The organism is Actinopolyspora lacussalsi (assembly GCA_030803735.1).
GTDB lineage: Bacteria > Actinomycetota > Actinomycetes > Mycobacteriales > Pseudonocardiaceae > Actinopolyspora > Actinopolyspora lacussalsi.
Genome location: JAURUC010000001.1, coordinates 4,508,008 through 4,528,039, shown reverse-complemented (window position 1 = coordinate 4,528,039; position 20,032 = coordinate 4,508,008). Strand labels below are relative to the sequence as shown.

The window sequence follows — 20,032 nt, the reverse complement described above, 5'->3', positions numbered from 1 at the left end:
GACAACCCGACCGGAAAACTTCGATCAGGCCCTCGCCGGAACGGGCTCACCCGTGCCGGTCCCCCGCGAGTCGGCGGACGTCGGCTCCTCCGGGCCGTCGAACAGCGGTGGGGAGCTGGGTGCGCGCAGCACCTCGTCGTCCAGGAGCCCCTCGGTACGCGCGACCACCGTGGGCACGGTGATCTGACCGGCCACATTGGTCATCGTGCGCATCATGTCCATGATCGGGTCCACCGCGTAGGCGATGGCGATCCCGGTGGCGATCATGGCGGGCGGGAAGTCCAGCGCCCCCACGGTCAGCGTCAGCATGGTGAACCAGCCGGTCACGCCGGCGGTCGCGATCGCGCCGAACACGGCGACGGCCACGATGGTCAGGTACTGCACCGGCCCCATGTGGAAGCCGAACAGGTTCGCGATGAAGATGGAGCCCACCGCCGGGTACACCGCGGCGCAGCCGTCCATCTTCGTGGTGGTGGCCAGCGGGACCGCGAAACTCGCGTAGGAGCGTTCCACTCCGAGGTTGACCGCGGTCTGGCGGCTCAGCGGCAGGCTCGCACCGGAGGAGCGGGAGACGAAGGCGAACTGGAGCACCGTCCACGCCTTCCCGAAGAACTTCGCGGGGCTGACCCTGGCCACGAACCACAGCAACAGCGGGTAGACGGCGAACAGCACCAACGCGCACCCCAGGTAGGTGGCCCCCGTGAGCTTGAGCAGCGGGACGAAGAACTCGTTGCCGTAGCTGGCCACCGCGTTGCCGATCAGTCCGAGGGTTCCGAGCGGCGCGAGCCGGATGATCCATCCCAGCACACGCTGGATGATCTCGAACACGGCCCGGTTGAACTCTACGAACGGTCCTGCCTTGTCCCCCAGGCTGTAGGCGGCCGCCCCGACGAGCAGCGAGACGAACACGACCTGCAGCGTCTCACCGTTGGCGAAGGCGCCGACCAGGTGCTCGGGGACGAGCCCCGTGACGAGATCCAGCCACGAGCCGCCGGTCATCTCGTTGACCTCGTCGACGCGCTGCTGGTCCGGCGAGATGTCGAGCCCCTGGCCGGGACGCAGCAGATTGGCCACCCCGATACCGATCAGCACCGCGATCAACGAGGTGGCGGCGAACCACACGGCGGTCTTGCCGCCGAGGCGGGCAGCGGTCCGGCCGCCGCCCACGGAACGAAGACTGGTGATGCCGAGCACGATCGCGGTGAAGATCAGCGGCAGCACCGTGAAGGTCAGCAGCTTGGTGAAAGTGGACCCGATGGTGTCCAGCGTGGTGACGAGCCAGTCCGCTCCGGTCGAGTCGGCGACCCAACCGAGCAGGGCTCCGAGCACCAGCGAGGCGAGCACCGCCAGCCCGAACACCTTGGGATTGAAACGTAACCGGAAACGAGCTGGTCGCGGGGATTCGACGTCGGACACGGTTGTCTCCCGGAGATTCACGGATTCGACCGCCGTGGGCGGGGCGGTCGAGGAACGGACACGAGAACGGCATCGGCTCGGGAGGAGTCGAACGGGATCGCGCGTTCGGGGGCAGCGATCACCGCCGTCGGTAGGAGAGGACTCCGCCCGGAGGAATCACGGGCGACAAACACAACTGGCCTGCCGTCGCAGATCGACGTGCAGGCGTTGCGTCAGGTACAGCGCCGGGGCCCGGCGGGGTGAAGGTGCCATCGCGGTCGTGGTCAACGGCGCCGCGATTTCGTTTTGTTCCGCGAAAGCACCGGATGTAACCGTGCTCACTCCGGCACGGCGGCCTCATCACGCTCGGCGCTCGGTGCGTTCCACAGTGCGACCACGCTGACCCCGACCTCGGCCAGCAACGACCTGGTCAGCGAGAGGCTGATGCCGAGCACGCTGGCGGGATCGCCGTCCACTCCGGTGATGAACCAGCCACCGAATCCGTCCAGGGTGAACCCGCCCGCCACCTTCATGGGCTCACCGGTGGCGATGTAGCTGTCCAGTTCGGCGCGGGAAGGTCGACCGAATCGGACAGTCGTGGCGAGGTGATCGCTGTGTTCGGCCACCGTCGTGCCGTCCCGCAGCCGCAGCACCGCGTGGCCGGTCAGCAGACTGCCGGTGCCGCCGGCCATCCGCCCCCAGCGCTCGGCGGCCAGCTCCGGGGTCTCGGGCTTGCCCACGAGTTCGTCCGCGTGCTCGCCCGGGGTCCACAACATCGAGTCGCAGCCCACGATCACCGCGTCCGGGAACTCGGCTGCCACTTGATCCACCACGGCCGAAGCCTTCGCACGGGCGAGGGCGGTGACGACCTCGGCGGGCGAGGGCTCGGGCAGCGAGGCGGTCACCGCGTGCTCGTCGACCCCGGAGACCCGCACCACCGGCTCCACCCCGGCGCTACGGAGCACGGACAGGCGGGCGGGCGACGCGGAAGCCAGTACCAAACGCACACCGAGGACTGTAGTCGCGAACAGCCGAACGGTTCGCCGCGGTGGTCCCGTCAAGCCGGTGGCCCGCGACCGAGACGAGCGACCCGCCGACAGCGGTGACCGAAATTACCCGATTCGGGTGAGCCCGGGACGACTGTTCGGCACGGTTGCATACTGGCGGTGTGCGATTAGTCGTCCGGCCCCTCGAGAGCGCCGCGGCAGCCACCGACGTGCTGCGTGCTCTCGAACGACGTGCCAGTGATCGCGGGCTGCCACCCCCCGCGGCGCTGACGGGCAGCTGGTTCGGCGGGAGCACCGTTCTGGTTCCCTCGGTCCGGGTACTTCCGGTCGAGCCGGACACCGCGTTCGACGTGATCGACCGGCAGCCGGAGGTCACCCGTGAGCCCGGAGTCCCGGAGGACGCTGTCGGCGGGGGCTGGATCGGGTATCTGGGTTACGAGCTGACCGATCCGGCAGGAGCACGCCCCGACAGGCGACGCCTCCCGGTGGCGGCGTGGGGCTGGACGGATCACGTGTTGCGGCGCGACCGGCGGGGGCAGTGGTGGTTCGAGACGATCGCCGAGGGGGAACCGCGCACCCTGGCCGAGGAACTCGGTGCGCTCGTCGCGGAAGCGGCGGGCCGGGAGGCCGGGAACACCGCGGGCGCGGGCACGGTCGTCGTGCCCGACGCCGATCGACATCGCAAGTCCGTGCGGCGCTGCGTGGAGGAGATCGCGGACGGCGAGATCTTCCAGGCGAACATCTGCAGCCGGTTCGCGGTGCCGTTCACCGGCAGTCCGCTGGAGCTGTTCGCCACCGGCAGCGCGCGGTTCGATCCGGCCCGAGCCGCCTATGTGGCCGGGGACTGGGGCGCGGTGGCCTCGCTCTCGCCGGAACTGTTCCTGGCCCGGCACGGCAGGGTGGTGCGGAGCAGCCCGATCAAGGGGACCACGCCGCGACGCGGCCCCGAGGACGACCACAACGCCGATGTGCTGCGCGGTTCGCGCAAGGACATCGCCGAGAATGTGATGATCGTGGACATGTCCCGCAACGATCTGGGGCGGGTAGCCCGGACCGGCACCGTGACAACACCGAAACTGCTGCGTGTCGAGGCGCATCCCGGGGTGTGGCACCTGGTTTCCGAGGTGCGGGCGGAGTTGCCACCGGATACCGGCGACGCCGAGCTGCTGCGGGCCACCTTCCCGCCCGCCTCGGTAACCGGTGCTCCGAAGGTGCGTGCGCTCGAGATCATCTCCGAGCTGGAGTCCGACCCCCGGGAGGTCTACTGCGGTGCCGTGGGCATGTCCTCGCCCGTGGGCGGCACCGAGCTCAACGTGGCCATCCGGACACTGGAGTACTCGGCCGGTGAGGTCGCCTTCGGAGTGGGCGGCGGGATCACCGCCGATTCGGACGCGACCGCGGAGTGGCAGGAGTGCCTGACCAAGGCGGCGCCACTGCTCTCGCTGCTGGAACGGACGGGCGAGTAGGTTTCCCGGCCGGGGGGCTCATTCGGGAACGCGGCCCACCTCGGGTTTCGCCCGCTCCGTCAGCACTTGACCGACGAACAGGTCGTAGACGACCGCACCGATCACACCACCGACGAGTGGCCCCACTATCGGTATCCAGAAGTACCACGAGAACCACTCGTAGCTGCCCGGGAAGGCGATCTCGTCCCAGCCCGCCACGAAGGTCCACAACCGCGGACCGAAGTCGCGCGCCGGGTTGATGGCGTAGCCCGCGTTCGGCCCGAAGGTCAGGCCGATCACGGTGACGACCATCCCGATCAGGAACGGGCCCATGTTGGAGGAGGGAGCCATGTTGCGCGTGTCGATCAACGCGAAGATCAGGCACACCAGAATCCCGGTGCCGACCACTTGGTCCAGAAATGGCCCCCACCAGCCGCCGAAGTACTCGGCGGGGAAGGTGGCGAAGATGGAGAAGGTGTCCAGCGATTCGGAGCGAGCCAGCCCCTCGGAGGCGTTGAGGGAATCGATGGCGGGCGCGTAGACCGCGTAGACCAGCGCCGCCGCCAGAAACGCCCCCACGACCTGGGCGAACCAGTAGGGCACCACCTTGTACCAGGGAAAGGCCCTGCGAACGGCGAACGCGAGGGTCACGGCGGGATTGATGTGCGCCCCGCTGACGCCACCCGCCGCGTAGACTCCGAAGACCACGCCGAAGCCCCAGCCCCAGATGATGATCAGCCAGTTGGCCGGGCCGAAGTCGGTCACCTGTCGGCCCGATTCGGGCAGCGCGGCCACGGCCACCGCGACGGCGCCACAACCGAGCAGCAACAGGATGAAGGTCCCCAGCACCTCGGCGAGCATCTCGCCACCGAGTCCCCGTCGGTAACGCCAGTGTGTTCGTGCGTGCGCGACGTTTTCGGACATCGATCCTCCCCGTCCGGAGGGCCGTGTGGTGTCTGCCCGGAATCCCCCGTTCTGAGTCCTCCTGTCCTGAGCCCTTCAGCCCGGAGTTCCCCAGCCCGGAGTTCTCCCAGTCGGAAATCCCCGGTTCCGTTCCTGCCGGAGCGGTGATCACACGCTCCGCGCGAACGGACGGACAAAGCGTAACCGAACACCGGGAGGAACGCCGGACAGCCGAGACCGGCGGGAACGGGATGGCGGAGTCAGCGCACCCGCTCGGCGGAGACGTTCCACGTGTCGCAGGCAGCGGTGGTGCGTTCCCGAAAACCCGTCAGCTTCCAGTCCCGCTGGTTGCCCGGTGAACCGTGGGTGTCGCCGAGCTGGGTGCTTCCCGCTGCCGAGACGAACCGCTCCGCGACGCGCTCCCGCAACACCCCGCCCTCGGAGGCGGCGGCCATGAACATTCCGGAATAGCAGTCGGCCTGCAGCTCGAGACGACGCGAGATCCGGAACCACTCCGGACTTCGTACCTCGACCCCCTCCTGACGGACGGTGGAAGCGCGCAGGATCCCGGCACGCTGCTGCACGTGGTGGCCGTACTCGTGCGCCAGCAGTATCAGGTGGGCGGGCTCCCGGGTGCCGATGTCGGAGAGCACCCACTGGCGGGGCATGTGGATGGTGCCGTCGCAGTAGAAGGCGGTGGGGCGGCTCGTACCCTCGGTCTCACTGCAGTCGCTCGTTCGGGACCGCAGGCTCACCTCGGGTGGTGCCCAGCTCAGGTCGGCCCGGACGACAACGGGGCGCCAGAGAGTGTTCAGGCAGCGCACTGCAGCATCGTAATAGGGCCGCATCCGGGTCTCGGACTCGGCGAGCTCCGGCAGGCGGCAGTCGGCGGGCTCCAGTGAGGCGTTCTCCGAATTGAGCGGGTTGTCCTCCAACAGCGCGACGGGTTCGAATCCGGGCTGCGGGACGCCGTCACGCATCTCGGGAACCTCGGTGGTCTCCGAGTCCTCGCCCCCACCGGCCAACAGCTTGCCCGGCTCGGCCACCACGGCCAGCAGCACGATCAGGAACACGACACCGAGTACACCGAAGATCGCCAACGGCGAGTTGCCCGGCTGCCGATCGTCCTCCCACGGATCGGGGACCGCGCCGCCACGTCTTCTCCGAAACACCTTCACTCTCTCCTACCCGCCTGTCCGCGGGACACTCGGCAGCGACAATCCCGAATGATTATCCACGAAAGGGTGACACCGGACTCGTGGTTTTCGGTGGTCGCGGCCGGGGGCCTTCGGAGCCGGAACCGGTACTGACCAGGCACGGAACCATGCGGGGCGCCGCGGCGAGCTCCGGAGTGGATGTCGAACCGTTACACGGTAAGTCCCAATCGACCGGTTGTCGCCATCCGATGTCGGGCCTCCCGGAGCGAGAACCGGCAGGAGGTTCCGCCAAGCGAACAACCCGACAACCCGACCGGAAAACTTCGATCAGCGGCCGGAGTCTCGCTCGGCTTTGCCGGGACGGCGCTCGGGCGGCAGCTGACAGGCAGGAGTCTCACCCGGTAGTCGGTGCCGGTTGTTCGCCACGAGGCGGTAAACCGCATCCGCCACCGAGCGGATCACCGGCGCGGCGAGCACGGATCCGGCCAGCCGCCACGGACCCCGACAGTGCCGCAGCAACGTCGCCACCGCGGCGGCCCCACCGTGGAGTCGGTGGTACTCGTCGACGAACACGACCTCGTTCCGCGCCCGCTGTTCGGGCACTCCCAGCCACTCCAGATTCGCCTCCTGCCAGGGCACGGAACTGACCCGAACCGGAAGCCGGTCGGCCAGGCGCACGCTGCGGGTGCAGAACCCGCAGTCACCGTCGTAGATCAGCGCGGGAAGCTCAGTCACGACACCAATGTCCCGCACCCCACCCCCGCACCGCACACCGAGACGCGGAAGCCTCGCTGATCCCCGGGAGCCAACAGCGGCGCTCCCGGCCCGAACCCGATGCCACGACCTCGTCTCGGCGCGCAGCGCCGAACGGTCACCAACGCAGCTCGCTTGCCACGAACTTCCCAAGCAGCTCGCACCGCCACGCCCCTCCCCGCACGCAACACGCACCGCCGCGGGTTCTCACGGGTCGTCTCGCGAGGACAGCCTCGACATTGTGTAGTAAACCCGATGTCGAGGCTCCCGCAGCGAGACGGCTCGTGAGGTTCCGCCACGCAACCAGCCGCGGAGAGCGCGGCACCGACTCTCACTAATCCAGATCGTCGTGGCGCATGAGTTGCCTCCCCGCCTCGGTCAACGACCCGGAAAGCGCCGGGTACACCGAGAAGGTGTTGGCCAGGTCCTCCACTGTGACCTGGTTCTGCACCGACAGCGCCAACGGCAGGATCAGCTCACTGGCGTTGGGGGCCACGACCACGCCACCGACGACCACACCGGTCGCCGGACGGCAGAAGACCTTGAGGAAGCCGCGGCGAACCCCCTCCATCTTGGCGCGGGGGTTACCGGAGAGCGGCAGCACGACGCTTCGGGCGGGAACCTCGCCGGACTCGATCGCCTGCTGGCTGATCCCGACGGTCGCGATCTCGGGATGGGTGAAGACGTTGGCGGCCACCGTCTTGAGCTTGATCGGGGTTACCCCCTCGCCCAGTGCGTGCCACATCGCGATCCGCCCCTGCATCGCGGCCACCGAGGCCAACAGCAGCACGCCGGTGCAGTCCCCGGCCGCGTAGACGCCGGTCGCACTGGTTCGGGACACCCGGTCCACCGGGATGTAGCCCGCACGGTCCGGTTCGATACCGATGCGGTCCAGCCCGATGTCGGCGGTGTTGGGCACCGATCCCACGGTCATCAACGCGTGGCTGGCCTCGATCTGACGCCCGTCGTTGAGGTGGATCAGCACCCCGGACTCGGTGCGGTCGATGCGATCGGCGCGGGCGTGCTTGACCACGCTGGCTCCCCGCTCGGAGAACACCTCCTCCAGCACAGCGGCGGCATCTGCGTCCTCGTGCGGCAGCACCCGGTCACGGCTGGAGACCAGCGTCACCTTCACGCCCATCTCGGCATAGGCGGATGCGAACTCGACGCCGGTGACGCCGGAACCCACCACCGCGAGGTGTTCGGGGAGCTCGGGCAGGTCGTAGAGCTGTCGCCAGGTCAGGATGCGTTCGCCGTCGGGTTGGGCTCCCGGCAGCACGCGCGGTGTCGCGCCGGTGGAGATCAGGACGGAGTCGGCGACGAGCTCCTCCTGCCCGCCGTCGCTGAGGTCGACCCGAATCCGGTGCTGCGCCAGTCCCTGTGTCTCGTCGACGAACCGCGCACGGCCACCCAGGATCCGGACACCCTCCCGGTGGACCCGGGAACGGATATCGGCCGACTGCGCCAGCGCGAGCCCCTTGACCCTGCCGTGCACCACGGCCGTGTCCACGTCCGCGGCACCTTCCTTGACCCGAATGCCGAGTTCCTGCACATCACGGATGGAAGAGCGAGCGCCCCCGGAGGCTATGAAGGTCTTCGACGGCACGCAGTCGTAGAGCACACAGGCTCCGCCCAGTCCCTCGGCCTCGACCAGCGTGACGTCAGCCCCGTTCTGGGCGGCCACGAGGGCGGCCTCGTAGCCCGCGGGCCCGCCTCCCATGATTACGATGCGGGACACTTCGCTCTACCTCCTCATAGGACTTTGCCACCCCGGGTTGGCCGGGGTACTTGCTTGGCGGAACCTCCCACCGGTTCTCGCTCCGGGAGGACCGACATCGAGTAGGCACGCTCACAGGACCGTGTTCTCGGATCCGCGCTGCTCGCGCTCCGAACCGCCGTCCGGCACCACGCGGCGACCACGGCGCTCGGGTGCGCTCGCGGCCGTGCGAGACGGAATCGCTCTCGCCCGGAATTGGTAGAGACCATTTCGCACCCCTAGTCCCGGGCTCGCAACCGCCGGCCCAACGGTACGCCGCCACCCCGCTCGCGCGGCCCACCGGTACCCGCCGGAAGCCGCGTGTCACACGAGCACACGAAGTAGCGAACCGAGCACGGTCAGCTGGAGGGGACAACGGATCGAGGCGTGGTTATCCTGTGAGCCGTGCCGCTATACGCCGCTTACGGATCCAACATGGATCCGGCCCAGATGCTGCAACGCGCTCCCCACTCGCCGCTGACGGGAACAGGCTGGTTGATGGACTGGCGGCTCACTTTCGGCGGTGAGGACGTGGGCTGGGAAGGGGCACTCGCGACGATCGTCGAGGAGCCGGAGGCGCAGGTTTTCACCGTGCTCTACGACGTCAGCCCCGAGGACGAGCAGGAACTCGACCGCTGGGAGGGCTCGGACCTGGGACTGCACAAGAAACTGCGGCTACGGATCCACACCCTGGACGGTCCGACACTCGCCTGGCTGTACGTGCTCGACGCCTACGAGGGCGGTCTGCCCTCCGCGCGTTACCTGGGACTGATCGCCGAGGCCGCCGAGCGGGCCGGAGCGCCGAACGATTACGTGACCAAACTGCGCACCCTGCCCTGCAGCAACACCGGCCCGGCTCGCTGAGCCCTCCGTCCCTTCGGCGACCCCCTCGGGGACGATCCGGTCATCGGCACGGCCGTCGACCCGACGACAGGCCGCGAGCAGCGCCAGAGCACGGCGCGTGCCGCGCCGATCTGCCCTGATGGCGATGCGCCGCCGTACCAGCTCGACGAGCTGGCGCGCCGCGGCGGGCGTCATCGCCGAAAGCGTCCACCGTAGGCACGCCGAGGCGAACGTCGCGTCGCCCGCCGTGCACAACACCTCGGTCAGCGCGACGTCGAGCACCTGGGTGCGCAGCCCGTCCAGTTCCATCACCTCGGACTCGCGGACCCGGCTCTGCCGGGCCACGAGTCCGCTTCCCCTCGGAGGCCGCCTGTCGTGGACAACGGTGAGGTACGTCGTGGTGGGAACGGGAGCACAGCCGTGCACCGCGAGTGCTGTCGGCCCCGACAGCACCGCCCCGGGCGCTCCCCACAACAGCGCGGCCAGGGCGCGGGTGCGCGGCTGGTGCAGCGACTCGGCAGGCACCAGCACTCCCGGCCACTGCGCGGCCACCGTTCCACGGGACAACGCGGCGCTCAGTCGGCGCTGCCCGAACCGGGCGCGTAGCCGACACCGGGGCAACGCCCCGGCAGCACGTACGGCCGCGAGCAGCTCGGCATCGCACCGGTCTCGCGACAGGATTAGTTCCGTTCGTTCGCTCATACCGACAAGAGAGCCGAACGGCACGCGGTGATACACCCCGGACGGGTGATTTCGCAGGGAAACCCGGTACGACCCGGCAGCGAGCAGTGCGACGAGGAATCCGCTACGAGGATCCCGGTCCGGCCTGTACAACGGACCGGAGAGCGACTACTCCACGTCAAGGGTTCCGTGTGATCGCAGCAAGAACGAACCCCTGTTCATCGCGTTCTACGCGAAAGAACTGCCGCGATCATCATCCAGCGCGCGCTCGGCGAAGGTGATCAGGTTCTGGCAGATGTGGCAATGCGACGGAACCTCCGTACTCACCATGTCGAGTTTGTAGAGCCAGAACGGCGGGAAACTCTCGCCAATCGGTTCGGTCTCGAACGCCGTCCGGGCCTCGGTGGTGAGCCGTTCGATCTCGAACAGGTACTCATCGGTCATCCGGTAGAACGCCTCGAAGCCGTACTGGCGCACGTACTCGAAGTTGAAGCGCACCGACTCCAGCGCGATGAGGAACGAGTGCAAGCCGAAGTGAACACGCATGCTGTCGATGAGTTGATCCACATCGACCGATCGCACCACCGCGTCCAGCTTCGCCCACCGACCGGACTCGCGATACGCCACGATCCGGTCGGCGAGCGGATTCCGGGCAGCGGCCAGGTTGCCCCGCTTCTCATCGATCAGGCGCAGGGTGGCGTCCCGCGCCTGATCGCTACCGGTGTTGTGGACTTCCCGCACCGCCGCGACGAGATGAGTCACGAGCGCGCCGTCCTGCGACATGTACGTGCCGAACTCGTCCCAAGTCGCGGGGATACCGTGCTCTGCGATGCCGTTGAGGAACTGGGTACCGCTCAGGGGCATGGGAACCTATCTTCACTTTTCGGTAATCCTGATACCGCAACAGCTTAAATAGGAACCTATTTTTCAGCCCGGACTCCCGACCGTGGGTCATACGCTCACAAACGAGTGTCACTCGGACGGAATGATCGCCCGTACGGACGAATCCAGCGCGTGCAACGTCGTCTGATGCTGCTCCCCGCTGGCCAGATCCCGCACGGTGACCAATTCGGATACCCAGTCGTCCGGACCGACTATGACCACCGCTCGCGCACCGGCCTTGTCGGCGCGCTGGATCTCTTTGCCGAGCTTGCGCGTATCCAGCGGCGTGGTGACCCGCAGGCCCGCGTCCCGCAGGACCCGAGCAGCGCGTCGCGCCGGATCGAACAACTGTTCCTCTGTGGGGATCACCACCACATCCACATCGGTGCGCGGCCGCGGCAGCAGGCCGTGGGTGTCGAGGAAGTCGATGATCGTGACGTCACCCATCCCGAACCCGAAGCCGGGGATCTCCTTGTTGCTGAACAGGCCCACCAGGTTGTCGTAGCGGCCACCACCGAACAGCGACCGGCGGTTACTCGGGTCGGTGTCGAACACCTCGAACACCGTGGAGGTGTAGTAGTCGAACCCGCGCACGATCAACGGATCGAACTCGATCAGCTCGGCCGCACTCGTGTCGAGCACCTGCATGAGTCGGGACTGGTTGCGCACCTCAACGGGAAGTTCCTCGATCGCGGCGCGACCGTCCTTGACGACCTCGGCCAGCCGGGCGAACTGTTCCTCCGACAGGCCGATCTCGGTGGCACTTTCGGCCAGCGTGTCGGCGCTGACCTTTTCCCAGCGGTCCAGCAGGTTCGCGGTCTCGCGCACCTTGTCGTGTGGAACGCCGACGATGTGGGTCAGCAGCGCGTCCAACAGCACTCGGTCGCTGACCCTCAACCGCCACATGTCGGTGCTCGCGCCCAAGCTGGCCATCATGTCGTGAATCAGTTCCAAAAACTCCACCTCCACCGCCGTGGAGGACGAGCCGAACAGGTCGACATTGATCTGCCAGTGCTCACGCACGCGCCCGCGCTGGGGGCGCTCATAGCGGTGACAGTTCGGGTGGCTGTACCAGCGCACCGGGAAGGTCAGCGACCCCGCGTTGCCCGCGATCATGCGCGCCACCGAAGGAGTCATCTCCGGGCGCAGCGCGAGCCGTCGCCCACCGTGATCGGTCAGCGTGTAGAGCTGCTGATTGACGATCTCCTGGCTGGACTTGGACTCGTAAATCTCGACCGGCTCCAACTGTGGACCGTCGTAGCGCTGGTAGCCGTAACGTTCGAGTACCTCGTAGAGCCGATGGAACACCTGAGTGCGCACCGACATCTCGTCGGGCAGGAAGTCGCGGGTTCCACGGTAGGGCTCGGTGGACAGGTACTCGCTCACGGTGATCCTTCGGGCGACTCGATGACTACGGGATCGCACTAAGCGTAACGGTCGCCTCCGACAGCACGGTGCGTCAGGTGAGCTTGCTCAACCCGTCCAGAACCTCTCGCAGCAGCTCAGGCGCGGGCGGAGCCCACTGGGACGACCACTCACTACTCTGCGACCCGGCCACGTCCGCGCCCGGACGGAAATGGTTACGAGTCAGAAGGTCCGGGTTCAGGTCACCACTCATAGCCAGCATGTAGCCACGCGGTTCGGGCATGAGTCGTCCTCGAAATGGAACCGGCCCACCGCCGAAGGTCGGGGCAGCGACGGTAGGCCGGGCTCTGGTCGATCTGGTTCGTGTAGACGTGACGAGCCGGACAAGCACGTGAGACGCGCACACGCGGCGCATCGCTGTCCGCCGTCGTGATGCATCACGAACGCCAGCGGCAGTACTTCGCCACACTCACTGATCAGGCACTCCACCGGATCGGTCTCCTCGGAGACGTGGCGATCAGCGGAAGGGACGCAGCCGCCCTCGGCGCGAAATCCGTGGCTCGCACGGCATGCCCGCCAACCCGCTGACACTCTTCAATGTGCCCGGCAGAAACTCGGCACCCCTGGAGGACACGGATGGCCACACCCACGGTCAGGCGGTTGCAGCTCGGCAACGAACTACGCCACGCCCGTCAGGCGGCAGGCCTCGAACAGGCGGATGCCGCACGCATCCTCGACTGCGCAACCACGAAGATCAGCCGCTTGGAGCTGGGCCAATCCGGTATCACCAAGGGCGATCTGCTGTTGCTACTCGATGAGTACGGTGACACGCAGGAACACAAGGACTGGTTGCTCGAATTGGCACGCGCCCGGAGCGCACGCGGCAGATGGGGTGGTTACCGGTCGGTCTTCCCCGATTGGTTCCGGCAGTACGTGGACCTGGAGACCGACGCCAGCGACATACGTCAGGCTCGTGGCGAAATCATGCCGGGTATCCTGCAGACAGAGGCATACATCCGAGCGTTGGAGACGTCCTCGCCACGAGCCGATGACAGCAATGTGGACGCGGCGGTGTCCGCCAGACTGGAGCGGCAGTCGATCCTCACCCGGTCGACCCCACCCTCGGCATCCTTCGTACTCTCCGAGTCGTGTCTACGTCGGCAGATCGGCGATCGCGGGGTCATGCGACAGCAGCTTGACTATCTGTACGACCTGGCGCTGGAAGACAACATCCACATGCAGGTCATACCTTTCGACGCTCAGACGTACGCGGGAGCGATCAGCTACGACTTCACGATCCTGACAATCCCCTCACCTGGTACCACACCCGACCTGGACTTCGTCTACGTCGAATCATTCGACGATGCGAGATACCTGGACAGCAAGGAGGCCGTGAGCGACTACGTTAGTTTGTGGAACCGACTGCAAGCCGCCGCAGTGGGCCCCAGGGAATCCTTGGAACTGATCCGCTCAGTGGCCGAGCAGTCGTATGCCCCCGAGACATAAGCGAAAGGTCCCACACCGTGCACAAGCCTGACTTGCAGGGCGCTCACTGGTTCAAGAGCAGTCGCAGCCAAACACAGGATGCCTGTGTGGAAGCAGCACTCGTGCCCGGCTTCGCGGGTGTACGCGACACGAAGAACCGCGACGGCGGCACGCTCGTGTTCGGCAGCGGCCAATGGGCATCGTTCCTGGGTGCGATCAAGCGAGAGAACAACGGTCTCACCTGAGCCTGCTCGAACGGGAACGGCCCGCTTCCGGCATTCCCCACGCGTAAACCGAAAGCGGGCCGTTTTGCCCAGGGAAAGCTCGTCGACGCAAGGAAAACGATACTCCAGGACAGAAATCAGGGACGAAGCACCATCCGCACAGGAGACAGTGGAAGGTGGATTTCCCTACTCCCGCAACGCGGTCAACGCGGTGTGGACCATCGTCCGAACGCCCACAAACAGCGCGCGCTCGTCCAGCACGAAGTTCGGTTGATGCAGGTCGTTCGCCGGCATTCCCTCACCCGCCACGCCGAGTCGGGCGAACGACCCGGGCACGTGCTCCAGGTACCACCCGAAGTCCTCACCGCCGGAGGACTGCGGTGTACCGCTCTGCGCCTGTTCCCCCAGCGCCTCACCGATGGCCGCTCGCATCAGCCGGGTGCTCTCCGCGTCGTTGACCACCGGCGGCACACCGCGCCGGTGCTGCAGGTCGTAACCGACCCCGAGTGGAGCCAGCAGCCCCTGGACCAGCTCCTGCACCAGCGGACCGAGCTCGGCCCAGGTGTCACGGTCGGCGGTGCGCAGCGTGCCGCGCAGGGTTCCCTCCTGCGGGATGGCGTTGAGTGCCTCCCCGGAACGCACCGCGCCCCAGGCGAGTACGGTCCCGGTACGCGGATCCACCCTGCGCGAGAGCAGCGTCGGCAACCCGGTTATCAACGTCCCCAACGCGTGCACCAGGTCGGCGGTCAGATGTGGCCGGGAAGTGTGACCGCCCGGCGAGGTCAGCCGCACCTCCACCGGATCACTGGCCGAGGTGAGGGCTCCGATTCGAGTCCCGACCGTGCCCACCGGCAACCGCGGGTCGCAGTGCAACCCGAAGATCCGGTCGACACCGTCGAGCCCACCCGCGGCGAGCACGTCCAGCGCGCCACCGGGCATGACCTCCTCGGCGGGTTGGAAGATCAACCGCACTCGGCCGGGCAGCGCGCCGGGAGCCGAGGCCAGCGCCATCGCGGTCCCCAACAGCACGGCGGTGTGCGCGTCGTGGCCGCAGCAGTGCGCCGCGTCCTCGGTGTTGGAGGCGAACGGCAGACCGGTGGATTCGGTGAGCGGCAGCGCGTCGATGTCGGCACGCAGCGCGATCGTGCGGGCGACGTGGGTCTCCTGCCCGATGTCACAGATCAGCCCGGTCCCGACCGGCAGTCTGCGGGGACGGAGACCGAGCGATTCGAGCTGCTCGACCAACAGCCTCGTGGTGCGGTGTTCGGCGCGCGAGAGCTCGGGATTGGAGTGCAGCTCCCTGCGCCAGGCCACGACGAGATCGGAGTTGTCGGCCATCCACTCGTCCAGCCAGGCGGGCCCGCGCCCTTGTCCCGGATCCGCAACCCCGGATCGCACGGGACCGATGGTCTCGCTCGTGGCGCGTTCCAGCCCGTTGGAGACGACGGCGGTCGTGGAGTCCGCCCGGAAGGACCTGCCACCGGGGTCACCGGGTGCCCGCGCGGCGTCCTCCTCCGCGAGCGGGTCTGCGGGTGGATGGTCGACCACGGAGTTACCACCGTGGGTGTTCGGACCTAGCGAATCCAACGCGGTCACGTCACGCCTCCCGACGCGAAGAATCGGTTCGACAACCGTCGAAACCCGGAAGCGGTTCGATTGCGGACGGCGGCCAGCAAGCGCTCTCGCTGGTCCCCGTCGAGAGCGGCAGCCGCCGCGGTGCGCGCGAGCGCGGCGGCACCGTCGAGGACGGCTCTGTCGGCCGAGGGTGAGGCACACGCCGCCGCGAACTCGGCCTGGTGATTGACCGCATCCCCGCACTCCAGAGCGATCATCGGATGCACGGCGGGTACCCGAAGGCTCACGTTGCCCATGTCGGTACTGCCGATCACACCCTCGCGTTCCGCCGCACGCGCGACCGGATCACGATCGAGGTCGACCACGGCGCGGCGGTACGCATCAGCGAGCCACTCGTCGGAGGACAGCTGGGTGTAGACGGGCGAGACACGCACCACTTCCGTGGAGCAGCCGGTGGCGGTGCCCCCCGCCTCGAAGCAGGCGCGTATCCGGTCCTCCAACCGGGCCAACGACTCCGGATCGGCCGCTCGCAGGTTGTACTCAGCCGCGGCCCGCTCGGGCACGATGTTCGGCGCGGCCCCTCCGGAGGTCACTATGCCGTGCACCATCTGACCGGCTTCCAGATGCTGCCGCAGCAGACCGACGGCCACCTGGGTCACCGTGAGCGCGTCCGCCGCGTTGACCCCCAGTTCCGGAGCCGCGGCCGCGTGCGCCGCACGCCCGGTGTAGCTGACCCGCAGATCGGTGATGGCCAGCGAACGCGGCGCACACACCTCCGCCGGACTGGGGTGAATCATCAGAGCGGCCGCCAGCGGATCGAACAGCCCCGCCTCCAGCATCGTGATCTTGCCACCACCGATCTCCTCGGCGGGGGTACCGAGCACACGCACGGTGATTCCGAGTCGTTCGGCGACCTCGGCCAGCGTCAGCGCGGCCCCGACGGCGGAGGCCGCGATGATGTTGTGCCCGCATGCGTGGCCGACCTCGGGCAGCGCGTCGTACTCGGCACAAAGCCCGACGACGAACTCCCCCGAGCCGTAATCGGCGGTGAAAGCGGTGTCGAGTCCGGCCACCGGTCGCTGGACGCGAAAACCGTGCGCGGCGAGTGTCCCGGCGACGGTTTCGGCGGCACGGTGCTCGGCGAAACTGACCTCCGGGTCGGCGTGGAGACCGTGCGACAGCCCCAGCAGCTCGGCCCGGTACTCGTCCACCGCGGCGCGCCACGCCGAAGCGAGGCCCGGGTCACCCGCCGATGGTTCCGGCCCGGCGGAACCGAACGGGTCCCTCGCCGGACGAACCGTGTCGTGACCACTGTTGTGCGGGGATTCGGTACTCATTTGCGACCCATAGTGCAGGATACGAGCACTTGTGGCCGCCTCGGACGCGCCTCGGATAGCTCACCGGTCGCTTCGGCGCGCCGAACGGGTGAAGGAGTTCAGAGGGACCGAAGACCGGACGAAGCCGTCACACGGCCACCGGTGAACGAGCGGCGCCATAGGGCGGATGCGCGCTGTGGGGCGGGGTGTCGGGTGGATCGGCACCGGTCGGGGGGCTTCCCGGCGCCGACCCACTTCTCCGGGCCAGTGCCCGAAGTCGAGAGGCGAATTCCGACAACGTCACAGTGTCGTCGGTTCGCCACGCGATCCGTCGACTGTGAAACTCCCACAGGATTTCGCTCAGGTCTAGTCCAAGTGACGGAAAATTCACGCAAAACAGACCGTGAGTTCTGTTAAGCGGGGGTTCAGCTGCGTTTGCGCCACCGAACCATGAGCGACTGCTTGCCGCGCTTGCGACGGAGCAACAGTACCCCGACGACGAGGACGACACCGAGCGCGCCGATCACGGTTCTGCGGTCCTGCCCGCCCTCTGGATCGTCAGAGGGGGAGTTCCCCTCCGACTGCGCCACCGTGTGACCGTCCTCACGCGACGCGACGCCGTGCGTAGCGCGGCTCGGACTTTCGGAGGTGGCGGACTCGGCCACCACCGGACGGACTTGGGATTCGGCGGCCACCGCGACTCCGGACTGCCCCGCGAGGAGGATCGCGAAGCAGAACAGCAACGAGCAGAACAGGCGCACCGGCGCCGAACGGCGTCGCGTGGCTTCGGTCACACGATCGCCTGCTCTCGTGGGTCGCTTTCGGACAGCACACGCAACAGACAACCGAACCTCCAACCGTGGCCACTCTTAAGTGTGACCATTGCACCATATTGGGCACCATGAGTGACTTTTCAGCGAAAAATCCCCCAGATCGGAGCAGAACGACCATCAATGGTCACTCGAACGTGTAAAGCCTGGAACTTCCTGCCGGCGCGAAAGCCAACCGAACGAGGGAACCACCCCTGTGAAAACCGCCACACGGTTCCCGGGCACGTCGGTCGGATCCCCGCACTCCGAGCGCCGTCGATTTCCCGCCAAATCGCCGCGTCACTTCGACGCAGCGCCGAACTCCGACCACCCATGCGGATCGAACCCCGACCACCCTCGCAGCAGGACCGACCGCGGGTTCTCCCGTGCGGCTCTCGCGAGGACGCCGGAGACGTTGTGCAGGTCGCTACCCGATGTCGCCGGCCCCGCGGCGAGAGCCGTGCGAGAGGTTCCGCCAAGCACCCACCTACGCCGCCCCCCAGCACTCTCGAAAAGAAAACGGGGCTTCCCGGCCGGTGTGCCCGGGAAGCCCCGTTTGTTTCAGCGAACGGGCTCAGCTCAGGAGTCGGAGTCCCTCTTGCCGGAGCCGTCCGAACCGGAACCACTACCGGTGCTCGCGCCCGAACGCGTCCTGGCAGCACTGCTGCGGATGCCCTCCACCGGGCTGGGCTCACGCTGCACGGCCAAGTTGGGCCGCTCTTGGCTGAGCGCCTTGGCGATACCCAGGCACATCAGCAACAGCACGATGCAGAACGGCAGCCCGGTCACGATCGAGGCGGTCTGCAGCGCACCGAGTGCGTCGGCGCCGGCGGCCGCACCGGCGGCGAGCAGCACACAGGCGATGACACCTTCCGCGATCGCCCAGAACAGTCGCTGCTGCCACTTCGGATTCGGGTCGCCACCGTTGGTGAGGATGTCGACCACCAGCGAACCGGAGTCCGAGGAGGTGGCGAAGAACAGCACGACCACGACCACCGCGAGCACGGAGGCGAGGATCGAGAAGATGTCGGCCACCGGGAGCTGGTCCAGCAACACGAACATCGCCTTGTTGAACCCGGCATCGGCGAGTGCCTGACCGTCCTCGGAGCCGGAGAGCACACTACGCAGGCCGGAGTTGCCGAAGATGCTCAGCCACACGAAGGAGGCACCGACCGGGGCGAACATGGCGCCGCCGATGAAGTTGCGGATCGTCCGGCCATAGGAGATCCGGGCGATGAACATACCCACGAACGGCGACCAGGCGATCCACCAGCCCCAGTAGAACAGCGTCCAGTCGGCCTGCCACGCCTGAGCGCCGCCGTTGCCGTTGTTCGGGAAGGTCTGGAAGCTCAGCTCCGGCAGGTGCTGGAAGTAGTAGCCGACGTTGCTGGCCAGCATGTTCAGCAGGTCCAGCGTGGGACCGAAGAAGAACACGAACAGCATCAGGACGAACGCCAACCACAGGTTGATCAGCGAGAGGTTCCGGATGCCCTTGTCGATGCCGAACATGACCGAGACCACGGCCACGGCCGTGATCGCCAGAATGATGATGACCTGCAGCATCGTGGTGTTCTCGATGCCGAACACCGCGTTGAGACCGGCACCGACCTGGTTACCGCCGAGCCCCAGCGAGGTCGCCAGGCCGAACAGCGTGCCGAACACCGCGAGCACGTCGACGATGTGCCCGGGCCAGCGGTAGATCCAGTTGCCGATCAGCGGGTAGAAGGCGGCGGCCGGACGCAGCGGCAGGCCCTTGCGGAAAGCGAAGTAGCCCAGTGCGAGGCCGAGCACGATGTAGATCGCCCACGGATGCAAGCCCCAGTGGAAGAACGTGAAGTTCATCGCGCGTTGCGCCGCGGCCTGGGTGTCGGCCTCACCGATCGGCGGGTTCCCGAAGTGCCAGACCGGCTCGGCGACGGCGTAGAAGACCAGGCCGATACCCATACCGGCGGTGAACAGCATCGCGAACCAGGCGAGATTGCTGTACTCCGGCCGGGATTCCGGGGGACCGATCCGGATCGTTCCGAAGCGGCTGACCATGATCGCCAGCACGAAGACCACGAAGAACGTGGCCGAGAGGATGTAGAGCCACTCGAAGTTGGTGGTGATGAAGCTATTCACATTGCTTGAGACGGTGTTCAGATTCGCCGGAGCGAGCACACCCCAAAGCACGAAAGCGATCACCAGGATCCCCGAGGTGATGAACACCGGGGGATTGGTGTGCTCTTTCAGATGCTGTTTCATTACTGTACGTCACCTTTCCAGCGCATATCGACACAATTGCCATCTGCGCCGTAAGCAACCAAAGATCGCAACGGACGCGTTCGGCCACTGTGGTGGCTTCCCCAGCGCGGACCGCATATCACAGCGAACCACGGTAAAGACTGTTCCGCCGAATGTGAAACTCCAGCGCCAAACGATATGCAGTTGAAACAC

Annotated in this window: 19 protein-coding genes; 5 read left to right on the top strand and 14 right to left on the bottom strand. The window is 67.2% G+C overall.

The features are described 5' to 3' along the window. Positions 1-24: 24 nt before the first annotated feature. From J2S53_RS20160 to J2S53_RS20150, 3 genes are all read right to left on the bottom strand, one after another. Positions 25-1,416, bottom strand: coding sequence for a dicarboxylate/amino acid:cation symporter (locus J2S53_RS20160; protein ID WP_456242302.1), 1,392 nt, complete (start codon positions 1,414-1,416; stop codon positions 25-27). A gap of 156 nt (positions 1,417-1,572) precedes the next feature. Beyond that, complete coding sequence (locus tag J2S53_RS20155; RefSeq protein WP_425427425.1) at positions 1,573-1,668, bottom strand: putative leader peptide; 96 nt, start codon at positions 1,666-1,668, stop codon at positions 1,573-1,575. Positions 1,669-1,733: 65 nt separating this feature from the next. After that, the gene (locus J2S53_RS20150) at positions 1,734-2,402 is read right to left on the bottom strand and encodes a Maf family protein (protein WP_456242301.1); all 669 of its coding nucleotides are present in this window, start codon (positions 2,400-2,402) and stop codon (positions 1,734-1,736) included. A gap of 161 nt (positions 2,403-2,563) precedes the next feature. On the opposite strand from J2S53_RS20150, the gene J2S53_RS20145 reads away from it, so the two are divergent. Further along, positions 2,564-3,868: an aminodeoxychorismate synthase component I gene (locus J2S53_RS20145; RefSeq protein WP_456242300.1), complete on the top strand. Its 1,305-nt coding sequence runs from the start codon at positions 2,564-2,566 to the stop codon at positions 3,866-3,868. An 18-nt stretch (positions 3,869-3,886) separates the two neighbouring features. Here the strand turns inward: J2S53_RS20145 and J2S53_RS20140 are convergent, their stop codons facing one another. From J2S53_RS20140 to J2S53_RS20125, 4 genes are all read right to left on the bottom strand, one after another. Beyond that, complete coding sequence (locus J2S53_RS20140) at positions 3,887-4,771, bottom strand: MIP/aquaporin family protein (RefSeq protein ID WP_456242299.1); 885 nt, start codon at positions 4,769-4,771, stop codon at positions 3,887-3,889. Between the two features lie 239 nt (positions 4,772-5,010). Further along, positions 5,011-5,922 (bottom strand): neutral zinc metallopeptidase, encoded by a 912-nt coding sequence (locus J2S53_RS20135; protein WP_456242298.1) that lies wholly within the window; start codon positions 5,920-5,922, stop codon positions 5,011-5,013. Positions 5,923-6,234: 312 nt separating this feature from the next. Continuing rightward, positions 6,235-6,642 carry a thiol-disulfide oxidoreductase DCC family protein gene (locus J2S53_RS20130; RefSeq protein ID WP_456242297.1) on the bottom strand — a complete coding sequence of 136 codons (408 nt, stop codon included), beginning with the start codon at positions 6,640-6,642 and terminating at the stop codon, positions 6,235-6,237. A gap of 352 nt (positions 6,643-6,994) precedes the next feature. Beyond that, positions 6,995-8,398, bottom strand: coding sequence for an NAD(P)H-quinone dehydrogenase (locus J2S53_RS20125; protein ID WP_456242296.1), 1,404 nt, complete (start codon positions 8,396-8,398; stop codon positions 6,995-6,997). 423 nt (positions 8,399-8,821) lie between these two features. Here J2S53_RS20125 and J2S53_RS20120 point away from each other — a divergent pair, with 423 nt between their 5' ends. Then, positions 8,822-9,280, top strand: a complete 459-nt coding sequence (locus J2S53_RS20120) for a gamma-glutamylcyclotransferase (protein ID WP_456242295.1) — start codon at positions 8,822-8,824, stop codon at positions 9,278-9,280. 354 nt (positions 9,281-9,634) lie between these two features. Continuing rightward, positions 9,635-9,865 carry a hypothetical protein gene (locus J2S53_RS20115; RefSeq protein WP_456242294.1) on the top strand — a complete coding sequence of 77 codons (231 nt, stop codon included), beginning with the start codon at positions 9,635-9,637 and terminating at the stop codon, positions 9,863-9,865. 303 nt (positions 9,866-10,168) lie between these two features. On the opposite strand, the gene J2S53_RS20110 is transcribed toward J2S53_RS20115, so the two are convergent. The 3 genes from J2S53_RS20110 to J2S53_RS20100 all read right to left on the bottom strand — a co-directional run bounded on the left by J2S53_RS20110 (position 10,169) and on the right by J2S53_RS20100 (position 12,470). Continuing rightward, on the bottom strand, positions 10,169-10,804 hold the full coding sequence (locus J2S53_RS20110; RefSeq protein ID WP_456242293.1) for a hypothetical protein: 636 nt from the start codon (positions 10,802-10,804) through the stop codon (positions 10,169-10,171). A 108-nt stretch (positions 10,805-10,912) separates the two neighbouring features. Then, complete coding sequence (gene hisS / locus J2S53_RS20105; protein ID WP_456242292.1) at positions 10,913-12,208, bottom strand: histidine--tRNA ligase; 1,296 nt, start codon at positions 12,206-12,208, stop codon at positions 10,913-10,915. Between the two features lie 73 nt (positions 12,209-12,281). After that, on the bottom strand, positions 12,282-12,470 hold the full coding sequence (locus J2S53_RS20100) for a hypothetical protein (RefSeq protein ID WP_456242291.1): 189 nt from the start codon (positions 12,468-12,470) through the stop codon (positions 12,282-12,284). A 353-nt stretch (positions 12,471-12,823) separates the two neighbouring features. On the opposite strand from J2S53_RS20100, the gene J2S53_RS20095 reads away from it, so the two are divergent. Both J2S53_RS20095 and J2S53_RS20090 read left to right on the top strand, forming a co-directional pair. Then, a complete protein-coding gene (locus J2S53_RS20095) occupies positions 12,824-13,693 on the top strand; it encodes a helix-turn-helix domain-containing protein (protein WP_456242290.1) in 870 nt (289 codons plus the stop codon). Between the two features lie 17 nt (positions 13,694-13,710). Further along, positions 13,711-13,917: a DUF397 domain-containing protein gene (locus J2S53_RS20090; protein WP_092974672.1), complete on the top strand. Its 207-nt coding sequence runs from the start codon at positions 13,711-13,713 to the stop codon at positions 13,915-13,917. Between the two features lie 165 nt (positions 13,918-14,082). Here the strand turns inward: J2S53_RS20090 and J2S53_RS20085 are convergent, their stop codons facing one another. The 4 genes from J2S53_RS20085 to J2S53_RS20070 form a co-directional block, all read right to left on the bottom strand. Beyond that, the gene (locus tag J2S53_RS20085; protein WP_456242842.1) at positions 14,083-15,327 is read right to left on the bottom strand and encodes a M20 family metallopeptidase; all 1,245 of its coding nucleotides are present in this window, start codon (positions 15,325-15,327) and stop codon (positions 14,083-14,085) included. Positions 15,328-15,488: 161 nt separating this feature from the next. Then, on the bottom strand, positions 15,489-16,808 hold the full coding sequence (locus tag J2S53_RS20080; RefSeq protein WP_456242289.1) for a M20 family metallopeptidase: 1,320 nt from the start codon (positions 16,806-16,808) through the stop codon (positions 15,489-15,491). 404 nt (positions 16,809-17,212) lie between these two features. Beyond that, a complete protein-coding gene (locus J2S53_RS20075; protein WP_456242288.1) occupies positions 17,213-17,581 on the bottom strand; it encodes a hypothetical protein in 369 nt (122 codons plus the stop codon). Between the two features lie 594 nt (positions 17,582-18,175). Further along, the gene (locus J2S53_RS20070; RefSeq protein ID WP_456242287.1) at positions 18,176-19,840 is read right to left on the bottom strand and encodes a BCCT family transporter; all 1,665 of its coding nucleotides are present in this window, start codon (positions 19,838-19,840) and stop codon (positions 18,176-18,178) included. Positions 19,841-20,032: the final 192 nt, after the last annotated feature.